General features: G+C 71.7%; 16 protein-coding genes. 6 read left to right on the top strand and 10 right to left on the bottom strand.

Features of this window, described 5'->3' with window-relative positions; genetic code table 11:
* Positions 1-70: 70 nt before the first annotated feature.
* The 4 genes from ABIC70_RS23550 to ABIC70_RS23535 all read right to left on the bottom strand — a co-directional run bounded on the left by ABIC70_RS23550 (position 71) and on the right by ABIC70_RS23535 (position 2980).
* A complete protein-coding gene (locus tag ABIC70_RS23550; RefSeq protein ID WP_081948680.1) occupies positions 71-415 on the bottom strand; it encodes a hypothetical protein in 345 nt (114 codons plus the stop codon).
* 197 nt (positions 416-612) lie between these two features.
* Positions 613-1098 (bottom strand): SRPBCC family protein, encoded by a 486-nt coding sequence (locus ABIC70_RS23545; RefSeq protein WP_043347923.1) that lies wholly within the window; start codon positions 1096-1098, stop codon positions 613-615.
* 152 nt (positions 1099-1250) lie between these two features.
* Positions 1251-1886, bottom strand: a complete 636-nt coding sequence (locus ABIC70_RS23540; RefSeq protein ID WP_354441383.1) for a L,D-transpeptidase — start codon at positions 1884-1886, stop codon at positions 1251-1253.
* 110 nt (positions 1887-1996) lie between these two features.
* Complete coding sequence (locus ABIC70_RS23535; RefSeq protein ID WP_075379819.1) at positions 1997-2980, bottom strand: NAD(P)H-dependent flavin oxidoreductase; 984 nt, start codon at positions 2978-2980, stop codon at positions 1997-1999.
* A 136-nt stretch (positions 2981-3116) separates the two neighbouring features.
* Here ABIC70_RS23535 and ABIC70_RS23530 point away from each other — a divergent pair, with 136 nt between their 5' ends.
* Both ABIC70_RS23530 and ABIC70_RS23525 read left to right on the top strand, forming a co-directional pair.
* The gene (locus ABIC70_RS23530) at positions 3117-4001 is read left to right on the top strand and encodes a LysR family transcriptional regulator (protein ID WP_043383468.1); all 885 of its coding nucleotides are present in this window, start codon (positions 3117-3119) and stop codon (positions 3999-4001) included.
* Positions 4002-4087: 86 nt separating this feature from the next.
* A complete protein-coding gene (locus ABIC70_RS23525; RefSeq protein WP_043347915.1) occupies positions 4088-5380 on the top strand; it encodes an ArgE/DapE family deacylase in 1293 nt (430 codons plus the stop codon).
* Between the two features lie 107 nt (positions 5381-5487).
* Here the strand turns inward: ABIC70_RS23525 and ABIC70_RS23520 are convergent, their stop codons facing one another.
* Together ABIC70_RS23520 and aptA are read right to left on the bottom strand one after the other, a co-directional pair.
* Complete coding sequence (locus tag ABIC70_RS23520; protein ID WP_043383463.1) at positions 5488-6549, bottom strand: SDR family oxidoreductase; 1062 nt, start codon at positions 6547-6549, stop codon at positions 5488-5490.
* A 231-nt stretch (positions 6550-6780) separates the two neighbouring features.
* The gene (gene aptA / locus ABIC70_RS23515) at positions 6781-8115 is read right to left on the bottom strand and encodes an omega-aminotransferase AptA (RefSeq protein WP_278306724.1); all 1335 of its coding nucleotides are present in this window, start codon (positions 8113-8115) and stop codon (positions 6781-6783) included.
* Positions 8116-8282: 167 nt separating this feature from the next.
* Here aptA and ABIC70_RS23510 point away from each other — a divergent pair, with 167 nt between their 5' ends.
* Together ABIC70_RS23510 and ABIC70_RS23505 are read left to right on the top strand one after the other, a co-directional pair.
* Positions 8283-8843 carry a cupin domain-containing protein gene (locus tag ABIC70_RS23510; RefSeq protein ID WP_354441380.1) on the top strand — a complete coding sequence of 187 codons (561 nt, stop codon included), beginning with the start codon at positions 8283-8285 and terminating at the stop codon, positions 8841-8843.
* Positions 8844-8947: 104 nt separating this feature from the next.
* Entirely contained in the window at positions 8948-9145 is a 198-nt protein-coding gene (locus tag ABIC70_RS23505) for a hypothetical protein (RefSeq protein WP_075379816.1), read from the top strand.
* Between the two features lie 83 nt (positions 9146-9228).
* Here ABIC70_RS23505 and ABIC70_RS23500 read toward each other — a convergent pair whose 3' ends face one another.
* The 3 genes from ABIC70_RS23500 to ABIC70_RS23490 all read right to left on the bottom strand — a co-directional run bounded on the left by ABIC70_RS23500 (position 9229) and on the right by ABIC70_RS23490 (position 12072).
* Positions 9229-10098: an amidohydrolase family protein gene (locus ABIC70_RS23500; protein ID WP_354441378.1), complete on the bottom strand. Its 870-nt coding sequence runs from the start codon at positions 10096-10098 to the stop codon at positions 9229-9231.
* Positions 10099-10100: 2 nt separating this feature from the next.
* Complete coding sequence (locus tag ABIC70_RS23495) at positions 10101-11405, bottom strand: MFS transporter (protein ID WP_043383458.1); 1305 nt, start codon at positions 11403-11405, stop codon at positions 10101-10103.
* Between the two features lie 127 nt (positions 11406-11532).
* Positions 11533-12072 carry a hypothetical protein gene (locus tag ABIC70_RS23490; protein ID WP_043383456.1) on the bottom strand — a complete coding sequence of 180 codons (540 nt, stop codon included), beginning with the start codon at positions 12070-12072 and terminating at the stop codon, positions 11533-11535.
* Positions 12073-12293: 221 nt separating this feature from the next.
* Between ABIC70_RS23490 and ABIC70_RS23485 the strand changes: the two genes are divergently transcribed.
* The gene (locus ABIC70_RS23485; RefSeq protein ID WP_502916039.1) at positions 12294-13046 is read left to right on the top strand and encodes a phosphodiester glycosidase family protein; all 753 of its coding nucleotides are present in this window, start codon (positions 12294-12296) and stop codon (positions 13044-13046) included.
* An 8-nt stretch (positions 13047-13054) separates the two neighbouring features.
* Here ABIC70_RS23485 and ABIC70_RS23480 read toward each other — a convergent pair whose 3' ends face one another.
* Complete coding sequence (locus tag ABIC70_RS23480) at positions 13055-14173, bottom strand: NADH:flavin oxidoreductase/NADH oxidase (protein WP_354441374.1); 1119 nt, start codon at positions 14171-14173, stop codon at positions 13055-13057.
* 176 nt (positions 14174-14349) lie between these two features.
* Here ABIC70_RS23480 and ABIC70_RS23475 point away from each other — a divergent pair, with 176 nt between their 5' ends.
* Positions 14350-14820 (top strand): phospholipase A2 family protein, encoded by a 471-nt coding sequence (locus tag ABIC70_RS23475; protein ID WP_051044695.1) that lies wholly within the window; start codon positions 14350-14352, stop codon positions 14818-14820.
* Positions 14821-14853 lie beyond the last annotated feature (33 nt).

Here is a 14853-nt window from a genome sequence, read left to right as displayed (position 1 = left end):
TCGCAAAGCTCAGCCCGTCAAGGGGATGCGGCCGATCCTGCGCGAGCGGGTCGGACCGGCCGCGGTCCGCTCAGCGATAGCCATACCGGCTCTTGGCGGCGGCGAGCAGGTGCAGGGCTTCGCCGGACTTGCCGGCCGCGCATTCCGCCGCAGCCTGGGCGAGGTCGGCGCCGAAGCGGTCGCCCACGGGCTTGTTGAGATTGCCGGTGGCCACGTCGCTGTCGACGATCGCCTTGGTCCGGGCGATCTCAGGGCCGCAGCCGCTGCCCGTCGGCAGGACGATCGGGGCCGGAATGACGGGCGAGGGCTCGGAGACCGCGGGCGCAGCGCGCTGCTGACAGGCGCCCAACGCCGCGACGGCGAGGGCGGCGAGGCTGAGACGCATCGATCGACGGGACGCGGGCACGGCTGTCATCCTGTTGGGGCGCACGGGCTGCGCCGCCGGGGTTGTGAGCCGAGCTTGGCAGTGGGTCAATCGCCCCGGCCGCAGGCCGATCGGGCGCGGCGGGCGGACGGTCAGGGTCGAGACCGCGAAACAGGCTGTCTTCAGAAGAGGTTGGCGCGCGCTGCCGACGACCGGGTCCGGCAGCGCGCTCCGAATCGTGACGGAGCCTACTTCGCTTTCTCGGAGATCGCCTTCAGGCCGGAATCGTAGATGCCCTGGATCGCGTCCTTGGCGACCGTGTCCGGCGCGCCCTTGGCGTTGAAGGTTCCGGTCCAGGTTACCTTGGAGCCGGATTCCGCGGGGGCGACCGAGAGCGTGGACTTGTAGTCCGAGACCGGCAGCGGGCTCTCCAGGATCGTGTAGGTGTAGCTCATCACCTTGTCGTCCCGGGAGACCTGCTCCTCCTTGATGGTGCCGCCGCCCTTCAGGCTGAGGGTGCGGACCTTCATGCCGTCCTTGTCGGAGAGGACGCACTTCTCGATGGCGGGATGCCAGTCGCCGATGCCGCAGAACTCGCCGATGGTCTGCCAGACCTTGGCCGGGGGCGCGGCGATGTCGGCCGAGCGCGTCACCTCGAGGGCATAACCCGGCACGGTGGCCGCCGCGAGCGCCAGGGCGGCAAAGGGGAGGGAGCGGCAGAAAGCGAAGGGCATCTTGGGGGTGTCTCCGTCCGTCTGAAATCGCAGCATCGGCCGCGAGAGGCTCTGATGGCCGCGCAGGAGCTAGGCCGGCATCACGCTCTCGGCAATGGGTCGCGGCGGCCGCGCATGACGATCGTGCCTGGACGATGCCGTCCGAGGCCGGGCTACCAGCCGTCCATCTCGTCGGTCTCGGCCGGGTATCCGTAGACGGTAGCCGGCGCGTAGCCGGACCCGGCGGGACGATAATACGCCGGCAGGGACCGGCGGCCCATCTGATCGTTGTCCGCCAGCAGATCGTCCGGCTGATAGGGGTTGCGGCGCCGGGCGACGCGCGTCCCCCGCTGGCCCCGATCCGCCATCGGGACGTCCGCGCCCTCGATCACGACCCGCGTCCGACCGACGCCCTCGGCCTTGACGAGGTTGAACAGGGTCGCGGCGTTGCGCACCGACAGGCGCACGCAGCCATGCGAGGCCGCACGCCCCAGGCTGCGGACATGATTGGTGCCGTGAATGGCGTGGCCCTGGGTGGTGAAGAACATCGCGAAGGGCATGGGGGCGTCGTCCCACTCCTTCGAGAAATGCGTCCGCTCCATCCGGAAGGGCCGGTAGGAGCCGGACGGGGTGTCGTAGCTCGCGACGCCGGTGGAAACGGGCCAGGAATAACGCGGCTGGCCGTTGACCGAAACCTCCATGCGCTGGGTGGTCTTGTCGACGTTCACGACCACATCCGCGCGGGCTGCGCCTGGGGTCGCGCTCCACAGGAGCAGGCCGGACAGGACCGAGATCAGACCGATACGCATGGACGACTCCGGCGTGAACAACCGCGGCGGTTTGCCGTCACGCTAAGCCGTTGGCAACGCCGAGGTTCCGGCCGGCTCCGGCCCTGCGTAGTCACGCTTTGCCGAGGCCGTCACGGCGCCGCCATGTGGCCGGCGCTGCGGCGGATCGCGGCCTCCGCCTCGTCGGCGATCCGCCGCACCACGTCGCCGGCCCCGGGCAGATCCTCGATCAGCCCGACGGCCTCCCCGACCGTGACGTTGGCGACATCGTAATCGCCCGCCGCGTCGGCCTCCTCCACGTCCCGTCGCCGCTCGGCGGCGGCCGCGTGAAGCGCGTCCTCGCGGCCGTGCCAGGTGTCGATGAAGGCGTTGCGCAGGAGCCGGCCGGTATAGGATGCCGGCCAGGGCCGCTGCCGGGCGATGTCGTAGACCCGCGTGCGCACCGTGTCGTCGCCGGTCGCGGCGAGCACCCGCTGCTTCGCGGCCGGGTGGATCAGGGCTTCCCGGGTCGCCCAGAACCGCGTGCCCACGAGCACGCCGTCGGCCCCGAGGGCCAGGGCTGCGGCGAGACCGCGGCCATCGGCGATGCCGCCCGCCGCCAGCAGCAGGGTCTCCGGGTGCTCCCGGGCGATCAGATCGGCGACGACGGGCACGAAGGCCATCGTCCCGCGCGCGGCGAGCCCGTGGCCGCCAGCCTCCGTCCCCTGGGCGACCACGACGGCCGCACCGACCTCCAGGGCGCGCCGGGCATGCGCGAGGGTGTGAACCTGGCAGATCAGGGGCACGCCGGCCGCCCGGATCCGCGCGGCGAAGGGGGCGGGATCGGCGAAGGAGAGCATCAGGGCGGCGGGGGCGCGGGCGAGCACCGCGTCGAGGAGCGACGGGTCCCGGGCCATGGACCACGTGATGAAGCCGCAGCCGACCCGTTGGTTGCCGGCGGCGGCGAACTCCCGCTGGAGCCGGTCGTGATCGCCGTAGCCGCCGCCGATCAGCCCGAGTCCGCCGGCCGCGCTCACGGCCGCAGCCAGGGCCCCGCCCGATGCCGGGTCCATGGGGGCCAGCACGACCGGATGGCGCAGCCCGAAGGCCTCGGTGAGTCGTGTCCTCAGAGCCATGGTCCCTCCCCGCTTCGCATCCGGCTCGACCCTCCGTCGCGCACGCGGCGCCGCCGACGGGATCTCAGGCTTATCGACCCGCTTGACGCAGAAAAAATGATTCCTTCAGAAGGATGTCATCGCGAAAGCAGATGGCATGAACAGCACCGACCTGATGTTCTTCGCCGCCGTCGCCGAGACCGGCGGCATCGGGCGCGCGGCGGCCCGGCTCAACACCGTGCAGTCGAACGTCACCGGGCGGATCCGGGCGCTGGAGCAGGCCCTTCAGGTGCCGCTCTTCCACCGCGGCAGCCGTGGGGTGACGCTGACCCGGGCCGGAGAGCGGCTCCTGCCCTACGCGATCCAGGTCGGGCGGCTGCTGTCGGAGGCGCGGCATGCGCTGCTCTCCGAGGGCGAGCCGCGCGGACCGCTGCGGATCGGCGCCATGGAGACGACCGCGGCCCTGCGCCTGCCCGGTCCGCTCGCCGCCTTCGCCGCCCGCCACCCGGAGGTGGACATCGAGCTGGAGACCGGCCCGACGGAGCAGCTGATCGCCCGGGTTCTCGACAGGGTCCTCGAAGGGGCTTTCGTCGCCGGTCCGGTCATGCAGGCCGACCTCGTCGCGATCCCGGTGCTCACGGAGGACCTGGTGCTTGTGGCGCATCCGGCCGTCGGCGACCCGGCGGCGCTGCTCGACCGGCTGGGCCGCGCGCGGGAGGCGAAGGTGCTCGTGTTCCGGGCCGGCTGCACGTACCGGAGGCGCCTGGAGGACTTTCTGGCCCGGCAGGGCCTCGTGCATGTCCGCCGCATGGAATTCGGGACCCTCGACGGCATCCTCGGCTGCGTGGCCGCCGGATTGGGCGTGACGTTGATCCCGCGCGTCGTCGCGGAGCCCGCCCGCCGCGCCGGGCGCGTATCGGTCCACCCGCTTCCGGATGGCGACGGACATGCCCAGACCCTGCTGGTCCACCGCAGGGACAGCCAGCCGAGCGCGGCGTTCATGCGGTTTGCCGAGCAGATCCGCGCGGCCTTCCCGGCCTGACGGCACGGACCATGCCTCACCGACCGCCGGTTGACAGTGGCCCGAGCCCGGGGGCCTCCTTCGGCCACAGACGGTTCGGAGTTCCCATGGCCCTCGACCCCACCCTCGCCGCCGAGATCGAAGCGTCCGTGGCGGAGGGCTTTGCCGATCAGGTCGCCCACACGCAGGCTCTGGTCCGGTTCGCCTCCCTGCGGGGCGCGGAGCATGCCTGCCAGGATTACGTCTTCGCGCAATTCCGCGCCCGGGGCTACGCGACCGAGCGCTTCGCCATGGACCGCCCCGCCATCGCGGCGCATCCGGGGGGCTCCAAGATCGATGACGCCCTCCATTCGGACGCGCCGATCGTCGTCTGCCACCACCGCCCGAACACCGAGACCGGGCGCTCGCTGATCCTGCAGGCGCATGTCGACGTGGTGCCGACCGGCCCGCTCGATCTCTGGACCCATCGGCCCTTCGACCCGGTAGTCGAGGGCGACTGGCTATACGGCCGCGGGGCCGGCGACATGAAGGCGGGACACGCCGCGAACCTGTTCGCCCTCGACGCCCTGGCCCGCCTCGGCCTGCAGCCGGCGGCCTCCGTGACGGTGCAGTCGGTGGTCGAGGAGGAATCGACCGGCAACGGCGCGCTGATGACCCATCTGCGCGGCTACCGGGCCGACGCCGTGCTGATCCCCGAGCCCGAGGACGAGAAGCTCGTGCGCGCCAATACCGGCGTGCTCTGGTTCGCCGTGGAGGTCCGGGGCGTGCCGGTCCACGTCCGCGAGATGGGGGCGGGCGCCAACGCCATCGACGCCACCTACCGGGTGATCGGCGCGCTCCGGGAGGTCGAGGCCCGCTGGAACGCCGAGACGAGCGCGCACCCACATTTCGAGAACGAGGACCACCCGATCAATCTCAATATCGGCAAGATCGAGGGCGGCGACTGGGCCTCCTCGGTCCCGGCCTGGTGCCGGATTCACTGCCGCATCGCGCTCTATCCGGGCGTGACCGCCGCCCAGGCCGCCGCCGAGATCGAGGCGGCGGTGTCGCGCTTCGCCCGTAGCGACCCGTTCCTGGCCAACAATCCGCCGCGCGTGGTCTTCAACGGCTTCTTCGTCGAGGGCTACGTGCTGGAGGCGGGCTCCGAGGCCGAGGCTGTGCTCGGCCGCGCCCACGCGCGGGCGATCGGTTCGCCGCTGCAGAGCTTCACGTCGCCCTCCTACCTCGATACCCGCGTGCACGCCCTCTACGACCGGGTCCCGGCGCTCTGCTACGGCCCGACCGCCCAGAACATCCACGGCTTCGACGAGCGGGTGAGCTTGGCCTCCGTGCAACGCTGCACCACCGCCATGGCGCTGTTCGTGGCCGAGTGGTGCGGGACCGAGCGCAAGGCCGCCTGAGGTCGGCAGGCCGGGGTCGGGGGCGGGTTCCCTCCCCCCGCAGGGGAGAGGGCTTGGTGCGCGTGCTTTCTTCGCAGCGCGACGCGCGCTGACCGGACAGCCCCGGCTCAGGGGATCAGCCGGTCCGCCCGGAGCCGGCCGAACAGGTCGAAGAACGCGTCGTCCGTGGGCTGGTAGGCCGTGAAGCCGAGGCGCCGGCTCTTGCTCATGTCGGTGACGACCTCAATCGGCCGGCCGAGATCGGCATCCGTGTGCCAGGGGGAGGCCAGCTTCTCGAGGTTCGGCTCGGCGAGCCCATGCCGCGCGGCGATCTCCGCCCAGGCCGGCCCGTCCTGCGCCATCCGGGGCTCGAGCGGCCGGTGCGTGCCGTCGAAGGGCACCGCCTCGATCCCGAACCAGTCGGCGATCCGGCCCCACATCCAGCTCCAGCGGAAGACGTCGCCGTTGACGACGTTGAAGGCTTCGTTCGCCGCCTTCGGCTCCGTGGAGGCCCAGAGCAGCTGGCGGGCGAGCAACCGCGCGTCGGTCATGTCGGTGAGCCCGTTCCACTGTACGGCCGAGCCCGGGAACACGAACGGCCGCCCCAGCTCCCGGCACAGGGTGGCGTAGCAGGCGAGCGTCGTGCCCATGTTCATGGCGTTGCCCACCGCCTTGCCGATGATCGTGTGCGGGCGGTGGACGCTCCAGGTGAAGCCGTCGCGCGCGGCGGCCGCGAAGACCGCGTCCTCCTGGGCGTAATAGAAGTTCTCGATATCGAGCCGGCCCTGGTCCTCGCGGAACGGCGTCTGCGGCAGGCGGCCTTTGCCGTAGGCCTCGAACGGGCCGAGATAGTGCTTCAGCCCCGTCACCAGGGCGACGTGGCGGACGCTGCCCTTCGGGCGCAGGGCCTCGAGCAGGTTCTCGATCATGGCCCGGTTGATGCGGATCATCTCCGCCTCGGTGGGACGCCGCTGCCAGGTCGCCAGGAACACGTGGGACGGGGCGATGTCGGCGAGCGCCCGCGCCAGGGAGGCCGGATCCTGCAGGTCGCCGGCCACCGGCGCGACGCCGTCCTGCCGCACCGGATGACGGGCGAGGCCGGCAACCTGCCAGCCCTCCTGATGGAGCAGCGCCGCGGTGGCGCTGCCGACGATGCCGCTGGCGCCGACGATCAGGGCGGTGTTCGACATAGAAACCCTCATGCCCGCCTCAAATCCGGGTCCGGGGCAGATGGGCGTCGGCAGTGTCGCGACAACCCCACCGCGCGCCGGGGGCGCCTGTGCGGACCGCAAGGGTTGCGGGATCGCGTCACCCCTCTCCGTCACCGCGTGCGCAGCGACGCGACCCAGGGCAGCGCGACATCCTTAAGCGTGGCGCGACCCTGGATTGCTTCGCTGCGCTCGCAAAGGCGGATAGCGCTCTCAGGCGGCCCGGTCGATCGCCGCGCCCAGGACGTCCACGATCTCGCCGATCTGGCCGCGCTCGATGATCAGCGGCGGCGACAGTGCGATGATGTCGCCGGTCACCCGGGTGAGCAGGCCGCGCTCGAAGCAGTCGACGAACACCTCGTAGGCGCGCTTGCCGGGCGCGTCCGGCCGCGGTGCCAGCTCGATGCCGGCGATCAGCCCGATGGTGCGGATGTCGATGACGTTCTTGCGTCCGCGCAGATCGTGCATCGCCGCGGCCCAGTCGTCGGCGATGTCGGCGACGCGGGTCAGTAGCCCCTCGTCCCGGTAGATATCCAGCGTGGCGATGCCGGCCGCGCAGGCGACCGGATGCCCGGAATAGGTGTAGCCGTGGAACAGCTCGATCCCGTCCGGGCCGTGCATCAGCCCGTCATGGACCGCCCGGCTCGCGAAGACCGCGCCCATCGGCACCGTGCCGTTGGTCAGGCCCTTGGCGCTGGTCACGAGGTCCGGGACGACGCCGAAGAAGTCGGTCGCGAACGGCGCGCCGAGGCGGCCAAATCCGGAAATGACCTCGTCGAAGATCAGCAGGATGCCGTGCTTCGTGCAGATCTCGCGCAGGCGCTCCAGGTAGCCCTTCGGCGGGATCAGCACCCCCGTGGAGCCCGCCACCGGCTCGACGATGCAGGCCGCGATGGTCTCGGCCCCGTGGAGGGCCACCAGCCGCTCCAGATCCTCGGCGAGTTCCGCCCCGTGCTCGGGCTGGCCCTTCACGAAGGCGTTGCGGGCCGGGTCGTGGGTGTGGCGCAGGTGGTCGGTGCCGTTGAGCTGCGGGAAGACCCGGCGGTTCGACACGATGCCGCCGACCGAGAGCCCGCCGAAGCCGACGCCGTGATAGCCGCGCTCGCGGCCGATCAGCCGGGTGCGGGTCCCCTGCCCGATCGCCCGCTGGTAGGCCAGCGCGATCTTGAGGGCCGTGTCGACCGATTCCGAGCCGGAATTGGTGAAGAACACCCGGTCGAGGCGCTTGTCGGGGCCGCCCGGGGCGATCTCGGCGAGGCGTTCGGCGAATTCGAACGCGATCGGGTGGCCCATCTGGAAGGTCGGGGCGAAGTCGAGGGTCGCGAGCTGGCGCTCCACGGCCGCCGCGATGCCCCGGCGCCCGTGGCCGGCATTGACGCACCAGAGGCCCGCGGTGCCGTCGAGGACCGAACGGCCGTCATCGGCGGTGTAGTGCATGCCCTCGGCCGACACGAGCAGGCGTGGCGCCGCCTTGAACTGGCGGTTGGCCGTGAACGGCATCCAGAAGGCGTCCATCGCGGGCGTGTTGCGGAGCGGATGGTCGGTCATGGGGCGGTTCTCCGGGGCGGGCGGCGCGGATCGGGCGGCGGGACCAGGGGACACCTTCGCCGATCGGGCAACAAGTCCTTTTCTGGTCGCCGCCAACCCCTTGCAGGAATGGGGCCGCGGGTGGCACCGTTGCGGGATCCGCAACACCTGAAACGGGCCTGAGCCGGATGAGCATCGATGTCGGCGCGCGCCTGCGCTTCGTGCGCGCCCACCACGGCCTGTCGCAGCGGACGCTCGCCAAGCGCGCCGGCGTGACCAACTCGGCGATCTCGCTGATCGAGGCGAACCGGGTGAACCCGTCGGTGGGCGCGCTCAAACGGATCCTCGACGGCGTGCCGATCGGCATGGCCGAGTTCTTCGCCCTGGAGCCGGAGCCGGAGCGCAAGGCGTTCTTCGCCGCCGAGGAGCTGACCGAGATCGGCCGCCGGGCCGCCAAGGGGGCGATCTCGTACCGCCAGGTCGGCGACAGCCTGTTCGGGCGCAAGCTCCAGATCCTCAAGGAGCGCTACGAGCCCGGGGCCGATACCGGCCGGGTGCCGCTCTCCCACGAGGGCGAGGAGGGTGGCATCGTGCTCTCCGGCCGCCTGGAGGTGACGGTGGACGCCGAGCGCCGGATCCTCGGCCCCGGCGACGCCTACAGCTTCGACAGCCGCCGCCCGCACCGGTTCCGCTGCGTCGGGCCCAACCCCTGCGAGGTGGTGAGCGCCTGCACGCCGCCGAGCTTCTGACGGCAGGCCGCCCGCGGTGCCGTCCGGGGCGATTGATCCGGATTCGCTCGAAAGCCCCGGATCTGCGTAACGCGGGATTCAGGCGGGAGGATTAGAACAGGGCCATGGATACCCTGGCCGCCACCGCCGTTCAGATGCTGGGCTCGTCCCAGAACCAGCAGATCGGCATCGCCGTCGCCAAGCAGCAGCTCGCGGCCGACAAGGCGGTCGCCGGGCTCGTCGCGGACAGCGCCCAGAGCGCGGCGAACGCCAGTCCCCCGGCGCCCCCCGGACAGGGACTGAGCGTCGACCTGCGGGTTTGACCGGGTCCCCCGCCTCGCCGGCAGCGCGAACGAATTCCGCGCGCGCAGACGGCATGGTCTTCGGCCGGCGTTGAACCCCTGCCCTAACCGAATCCGTAGAGCCGGCGCGGGTTGTCGGCGAAGACCATCCGGCGCCGATCCGCGTCCGGCACCCAGTCGGCCATCAGGTCGAGGAGCGTCGCGGTCCGGGGCGGCCCGTCCCAGGCGGCCACGTGCGGCCAGTCCGAGCCCCAGAGACAGCGCTCGGGGGCGGCGTCGTTGAGGGCGCGGGCGAACGGGATCGTGTCGGCGTAGGGCGGACCGGTCACGGAATCCCGGAAGGCGCCCGACAGCTTCACCCAGTTGCCGTCGGCGACGAGGCCGAGCAGCGCCCGGAAGCCCGGATGGTCCACGCCGGCCGAGGTCGGCATATGGCCCATATGGTCGAAGACCAGCGGCACCGGCAGCCGCGACAGGCGGCCCGCGATGGGCGGCAGTTCACGGGCATCGAGCAGGAACTGGAGGTGCCAGCCCATCTCGCGGGCGAGCGCCCCGTAGGACTCGACCTGATCCAGCCCGACCCCGCCGCCGAACAGAACGTTGAGCCGCAGGCCGACCACTCCGGCCTCCATGAGGGCGGCGAGTTCCCCGTCGGGCAGGCCGAGCGGGATCACCGCGATGCCGCGCAGACGCTCCCGGTTGGCCCGGAGCGTCTCCACCATCAGCCGGTTGTCGGTGCCGTGGACGCTGACCTGGACCAGCACGCCGTTGGCCATGCCGGTGGCGTCGAGCATCGCGAGATACCGGTCCGCCGGGGCGGCCGGGGGCGTGTAGCTGCGGTCGGCTACCAGCGGATAGGCCGGCGGCAGGCCGATCACGTGGGCGTGGGTGTCGACCGCGCCGGCGGGCACCCGGTAGCGGGTGGGCCCGCCCGGATGCGGATCCGGGGCGGGGCAGTCTCGGATCTCCGGCATGGTCAGGTATCCGCGTGCAGGACCCGGCCGCGGGTCTCGGGCAGCGCGAAGGCCGCCAGGAAGAAGATCCCGTAGGCGATGGCCGCGAAGATCGCGATGGCCGAGGCGAGGCCGGCGCGCTCGGCGAGGAAGCCGACCAGCGCCGGGAACAGCGCGCCGACGCCCCGGCCGAAATTGTAGCAGAAGCCCTGCCCCGAGCCGCGCAGGCGGGTCGGGTAGAGCTCGGTCAGGAAGGCGCCCATGCCGGAGAAGTAGCCGGAGGCGAAGAACCCGAGGGGGAAGCCCAGCACCCAGAGCACGCTGTTGGAGAGCGGGATCTGCGTGTAGGCGACGATCACCGCGATGGCGCCCAGCGAGAAGATCAGGAACAGCGGCCGCCGCCCGAGCCGGTCGGCGAGCCAAGCGCCGACCAGGTAGCCGGTGAACGAGCCGATGATCAGCGCCGCGAGGTAGCCGGTGGAGGACACCACCGACAGGCCGCGCTCGGTGGTGAGGAAGCGCGGAACCCAGGTGGTGATCGCGTAATAACCGCCCTGGCAGCCCGCCGCCGCCAGCGAGGCGAGCAGGGTGGTCTTGAGGATCGGCCCGGAGAAAATCTCCCAGATCTTCGGCCGGTCGCCGGTGGCGATGGCCCGGGCGCGGGTCTCGGCGGCGACCTGCGGCTCCTGGACGTAGCGGCGCAGGTAGAAGATCAGCAGGGCCGGCAGGGCGCCCACCGCGAACATCCAGCGCCACGCGATCTCGGGGGGCAGCAGCGAGAAGGTCACCGCCTGCGACAGGACCGCGAGCCCCCAGCCGATGGCCCAGCCGGACTGGACGGAGCCGACCGCCCGGCCGCGATACTCGGCCCGGATGGTCTCGCCGATCAGCACGGCGCCGGCCGCCCACTCGCCGCCGAAGCCGAGGCCCAGGATCGCCCGGGCCACGAGGAGCTGCTCGAAATTCTGCACGAAGGCGCAGAGCAGGGAGAAGAAGGAGAACCACAGGATGGTGATCTGCAGGGTCAGAACCCGGCCGATCCGGTCGGCGATGAAGCCCGCGAGCCAGCCGCCCAGCGCCGAGGCCAGCAGCGTCACCGTGGCGGCGAGACCGGCCGTGCCGGCATCCACGTGCCACAGGGCCATGATCGTCCCGATCACCAGCGGGTAGATCATGAAGTCCATGCCGTCGAGGCACCAGCCGGCCGCGCAGGCCCAGAAGGTGTGCCGCTCCGGCGGGGTCATCGAACGATAGAAGGCGGTGAGGCTGGCGTCGCGGATCTCGACCACCTCCACGGCCGCGCGCCCCTGCCCGGTTGCTGAACTCATCACCGTCTCCCGCCGCCGGATACCAGTATCGGCGTCCCAGGCTGAGCTGTCCAACGATGCGGCGGGCCACGCAAGGAAAAGGCCGCCCGGAGGCGGCCTGTCCCATTCTTTTCGCTGTCGATGACGCTCAGTAGCAGCGTTCGACCAGGACCCGGCGGTAGCCGTAGGGGGTCCAGCGCACCCGCGGGACGGTGTAGCAGCCGCCGCCGTAGCCGTAATCGTAGGCGGCCGGCGCGTAGTAGCCGCCGTAGCCGTAGCCCGGATAGCCGTAGCCATAGCCGCCGTAGAGGCTGCCGGCCGCGAGGCCGAGCCCGACGCCGAGACCCAGGCCGCCGAGGCCGTAGCCGTAGCCGCCGCGATAGCCGTAGCCGCCCCGCCAGCCGTATCCCCGACCGTAGAAGCCGCGGCCGTAGCCGAAGCCGCCCGGACGGAAGCCGGCGCCGCGGAAGCCGCCGCCGAAGCCGCCGTTGCGGAATCCCCCGAACCCGCCGCCACGGAAGCCGCCGCCGCCGAAGCCGCCGCCGTGGAATCCGCCGCCGTGGAACCCGCCTCCGAAGCCGCCGCCATGGAAGCCGCCGCCGCCGAAGCCGCGCGCGTCCGCGCTGGCCGGCGCCAGAACCAGGGCACCCGCCGCCAGCAGGGCCGATCCGAGCACTGCACCCTTCATCACGTCATCTCCGTGGAAAAAATGCCCTCTGCGGCTAAGAACGTGCGAATCGGCAAAACGGTCCAGCCCCGCCCCGCGGCGCGGAGCCGCGAGATCCACGCGAGATCCCCTGACGCGTCCCGGTCGGGCCGAGACACGAAAATCGCCGCTTTCCAGAGCGAGACGCGCGCCGATCTAGCTTCGCCGTCCCCGACTCGCCGTCCCCGAGCTGCATGGAACGAATGATGATGTTGCGACCGGCTCACGCCCTGTTGATCGCGCTGCTCGCCCTCGCGGCCCCGGCCCGGGCGGCGACCCCGGCGGCGGCGGAACCGTGCCGGCCGGTGGAGGCGCAGGGCGAGACCTTCACGGTCTGCACCATCGACCTGCGGCGGCAGCGGCTGCGGCTGTTCTGGCTCTCGGCCGACGGAAAGCCCTACGGCGCCCTCGGCACCCTCGCCGAGAAGCAGGGCGGCCGTCTCGCCTTCGCGATGAATGCCGGCATGTACGACAAGGACCAGGCGCCGGTGGGCCTCTACATCGAAGACGGCCACGAGCTGAAGCGCGCCTCCACGGCGGACGGGCCGGGCAATTTCCACCTCAAGCCCAACGGGATCTTCTGGGTGAAGGGCGAGCGCGCCGGAGTGGTCGACACCGCCCGCTATCTCCGCGCGAAGATGCGCCCGGATTTCGCCACGCAGTCTGGACCGATGCTGGTGATCGACGGCCAGATCCACCCTAAGATCGCCGCCGACGGGCCGAGCCAGAAGATCCGCAACGGCGTCGGCGTGCCCGGCGACGGGCACGTCGCGATCTTCGCCATCTCCGAGCGCCCGGTAACCTTCGGGGCCTTCGCGCGGCTGTTCCGGGACGATCTCGGCTGCCGCAACGCCCTGTTCCTCGACGGCTCGGTCTCGAGCCTCTACGCGCCGAATCTCGGCCGCGCCGACATCAGCCGCCCGCTCGGACCGCTGGTGGGGGCGTTGCCGCGCTGAGGGTATCCTCAGCGCTGCCCGAAGGCCGTATCCTTGAACAGGTCCTTGAACTCCCGCGGCTGCGAGCGCCAGTACTGCTTGGGCGCCCGCACGCGGGCTCCGAGTTCGGCGGCCGCGTGCCAGGGCCAGCGCGGATCGTACAGCATGGCGCGGGCCAGCGAGATCGCGTCCGCCCTGTCCTCCTGCAGGATCGTCTCCGCCTGCCGGGCTTCCGTGATCAGCCCCACCGCGATGGTGGTGAGCCCGGTCTCGGCCTTGATCCGCTCGGCATAGGGCACTTGGTAGCCCGGCCCGAGCTTGATCGCCTGTTTCGGCGAGACGCCGCCCGTCGAGACGTGGAGCGCCGGCGAGCCCGCGCGCTTCAGCGCCTGGGCCAGCGCCACGGTCTCGTCGAGGTCCCAGCCGTCCTCGACCCAGTCGGTGGCCGAGACGCGCAGCCAGACCGGGCTGCCCGCCGGGACGACGTCGCGCACCGCGTCGTAGACCTCGAGGGGGAAGCGCATGCGGTTCTCGAGGCTGCCGCCGTAGGCGTCCGTGCGCTTGTTGGCGATCGGCGACAGGAACTGGTGCAGCAGGTAGCCGTGGGCGCCGTGCAACTCCACGGCCTCGATGCCGAGCCGGACCGCCCGCTTGGCGGTCGCAACGAACTCGTCGCGGACGCGCTTCAGGTCGGCGGCGTCGAGGGCATGGGGTGGGACCTCGTCCTCCCCGTGCGCCACCGCCGAGGGCGCCTCGGTGCGCCAGCCATAGGGATGCTCCGGCGGGATCTGCTGGCCGCCGGCCCAGGGCGCCGCACTCGATGCCTTGCGGCCGGCATGGGCGATCTGGATGCAGATCGGGATCGGCGCGTATTCGCGCACCGCGTCGAGCACGCGGCCGAGCGCCCGCTCGCAGCCGTCGTTGTACAGGCCGAGGTCCCAGGCGGTGATCCGGGCCTCCGGCGAGACCGCGGTCGCCTCCAGGGTGAGCAGGCCCGCCCCCGACATGGCGAGCTGGCCCAGATGCATCATGTGCCAGTCGGTGGCCTCGCCGTCCCGGGCCGAATACTGGCACATCGGGGCGATCAGGATGCGGTTCTCGAGCGTGAGCGCGTCGAGAACCAGCGGTTCGAACAGGCGTGCAGTCATGGGTGGCTCCGGATGCGTCCGGTCAATCTGGCGCAGGACGGCCGCGCCGGCCAGCGCGCTGCGGCAGGTCAGCCCTGCGGCTGGGGGTTCGGGAACTCGCCGATGCGGCTGACCGTTTCTGACGCTGTCGCCACGACGCGAACCGCCTGAGGGGGCGAGATCGCCCGAGGTCCTGAATGATGATCACGAAACTTGCCGCCTCGCTCCTTCTGGCCGCCGGCTGCGCCGCCCTCGCGGCGCCGTCATATGCCCAGCCGGCCGCCTTCGGCGGACCCAAGATGCTCGTTCACGGCAATTATTGCGGTCCGGGCAACAACGCCCCGCTGCCGCCGATCGATGCCCTCGACGCCGCCTGCGCCCGCCACGATGCCTGCACGCCGAATGGCGGGCTGCCCTCGCAGGCCTGCAATCTCCGTCTGCAGCGGGAGGCCACGCTGATCTCCCGCGATCCGCGCCAGCCCCAGGACGTCCGCTCGATGGCCGGCCTCGTCGCGGCCAGCGCGACCCTGATCCCGACCGACCCGAACGCGCGGAGCGTGCCGGCATCGGTGTCGACGAATGCGACGCAGGACGCCTACGCGCCGGCGCTGGACCGATCGGCCCCCGCCGGCCTGGAGGATGACGCCGACGATTCGGACGCCGATTGACACCCTCCTGAGCGCCCGACGGTGACGGCGCGG

The sequence above is a fragment of the Methylobacterium sp. 1973 genome (assembly GCF_040545035.1).
GTDB lineage: Bacteria > Pseudomonadota > Alphaproteobacteria > Rhizobiales > Beijerinckiaceae > Methylobacterium > Methylobacterium fujisawaense.
Note: the sequence above shows the minus strand (reverse complement) of the source record. Positions and strands in the feature narration are given on the sequence as shown.

What these genes read in the sequence shown, in the direction of transcription:
- ABIC70_RS23510 (WP_354441380.1), top strand. Translation starts at nt 8,283, where the DNA reads ATGAGCATCGATGTCGGCGCGCGCCTGCGCTTCGTGCGCGCCCACCAC.
- ABIC70_RS23550 (WP_081948680.1), bottom strand. Translation starts at nt 415, where the DNA reads ATGACAGCCGTGCCCGCGTCCCGTCGATCGATGCGTCTCAGCCTCGCC.
- ABIC70_RS23530 (WP_043383468.1), top strand. Translation starts at nt 3,117, where the DNA reads ATGAACAGCACCGACCTGATGTTCTTCGCCGCCGTCGCCGAGACCGGC.
- ABIC70_RS23480 (WP_354441374.1), bottom strand. Translation starts at nt 14,173, where the DNA reads ATGACTGCACGCCTGTTCGAACCGCTGGTTCTCGACGCGCTCACGCTC.
- ABIC70_RS23525 (WP_043347915.1), top strand. Translation starts at nt 4,088, where the DNA reads ATGGCCCTCGACCCCACCCTCGCCGCCGAGATCGAAGCGTCCGTGGCG.
- ABIC70_RS23505 (WP_075379816.1), top strand. Translation starts at nt 8,948, where the DNA reads ATGGATACCCTGGCCGCCACCGCCGTTCAGATGCTGGGCTCGTCCCAG.
- ABIC70_RS23495 (WP_043383458.1), bottom strand. Translation starts at nt 11,405, where the DNA reads ATGAGTTCAGCAACCGGGCAGGGGCGCGCGGCCGTGGAGGTGGTCGAG.
- ABIC70_RS23520 (WP_043383463.1), bottom strand. Translation starts at nt 6,549, where the DNA reads ATGTCGAACACCGCCCTGATCGTCGGCGCCAGCGGCATCGTCGGCAGC.
- ABIC70_RS23485 (WP_502916039.1), top strand. Translation starts at nt 12,294, where the DNA reads ATGATGATGTTGCGACCGGCTCACGCCCTGTTGATCGCGCTGCTCGCC.
- ABIC70_RS23540 (WP_354441383.1), bottom strand. Translation starts at nt 1,886, where the DNA reads ATGCGTATCGGTCTGATCTCGGTCCTGTCCGGCCTGCTCCTGTGGAGC.
- aptA (WP_278306724.1), bottom strand. Translation starts at nt 8,115, where the DNA reads ATGACCGACCATCCGCTCCGCAACACGCCCGCGATGGACGCCTTCTGG.
- ABIC70_RS23475 (WP_051044695.1), top strand. Translation starts at nt 14,350, where the DNA reads ATGATGATCACGAAACTTGCCGCCTCGCTCCTTCTGGCCGCCGGCTGC.
- ABIC70_RS23535 (WP_075379819.1), bottom strand. Translation starts at nt 2,980, where the DNA reads ATGGCTCTGAGGACACGACTCACCGAGGCCTTCGGGCTGCGCCATCCG.
- ABIC70_RS23490 (WP_043383456.1), bottom strand. Translation starts at nt 12,072, where the DNA reads ATGAAGGGTGCAGTGCTCGGATCGGCCCTGCTGGCGGCGGGTGCCCTG.
- ABIC70_RS23545 (WP_043347923.1), bottom strand. Translation starts at nt 1,098, where the DNA reads ATGCCCTTCGCTTTCTGCCGCTCCCTCCCCTTTGCCGCCCTGGCGCTC.
- ABIC70_RS23500 (WP_354441378.1), bottom strand. Translation starts at nt 10,098, where the DNA reads ATGCCGGAGATCCGAGACTGCCCCGCCCCGGATCCGCATCCGGGCGGG.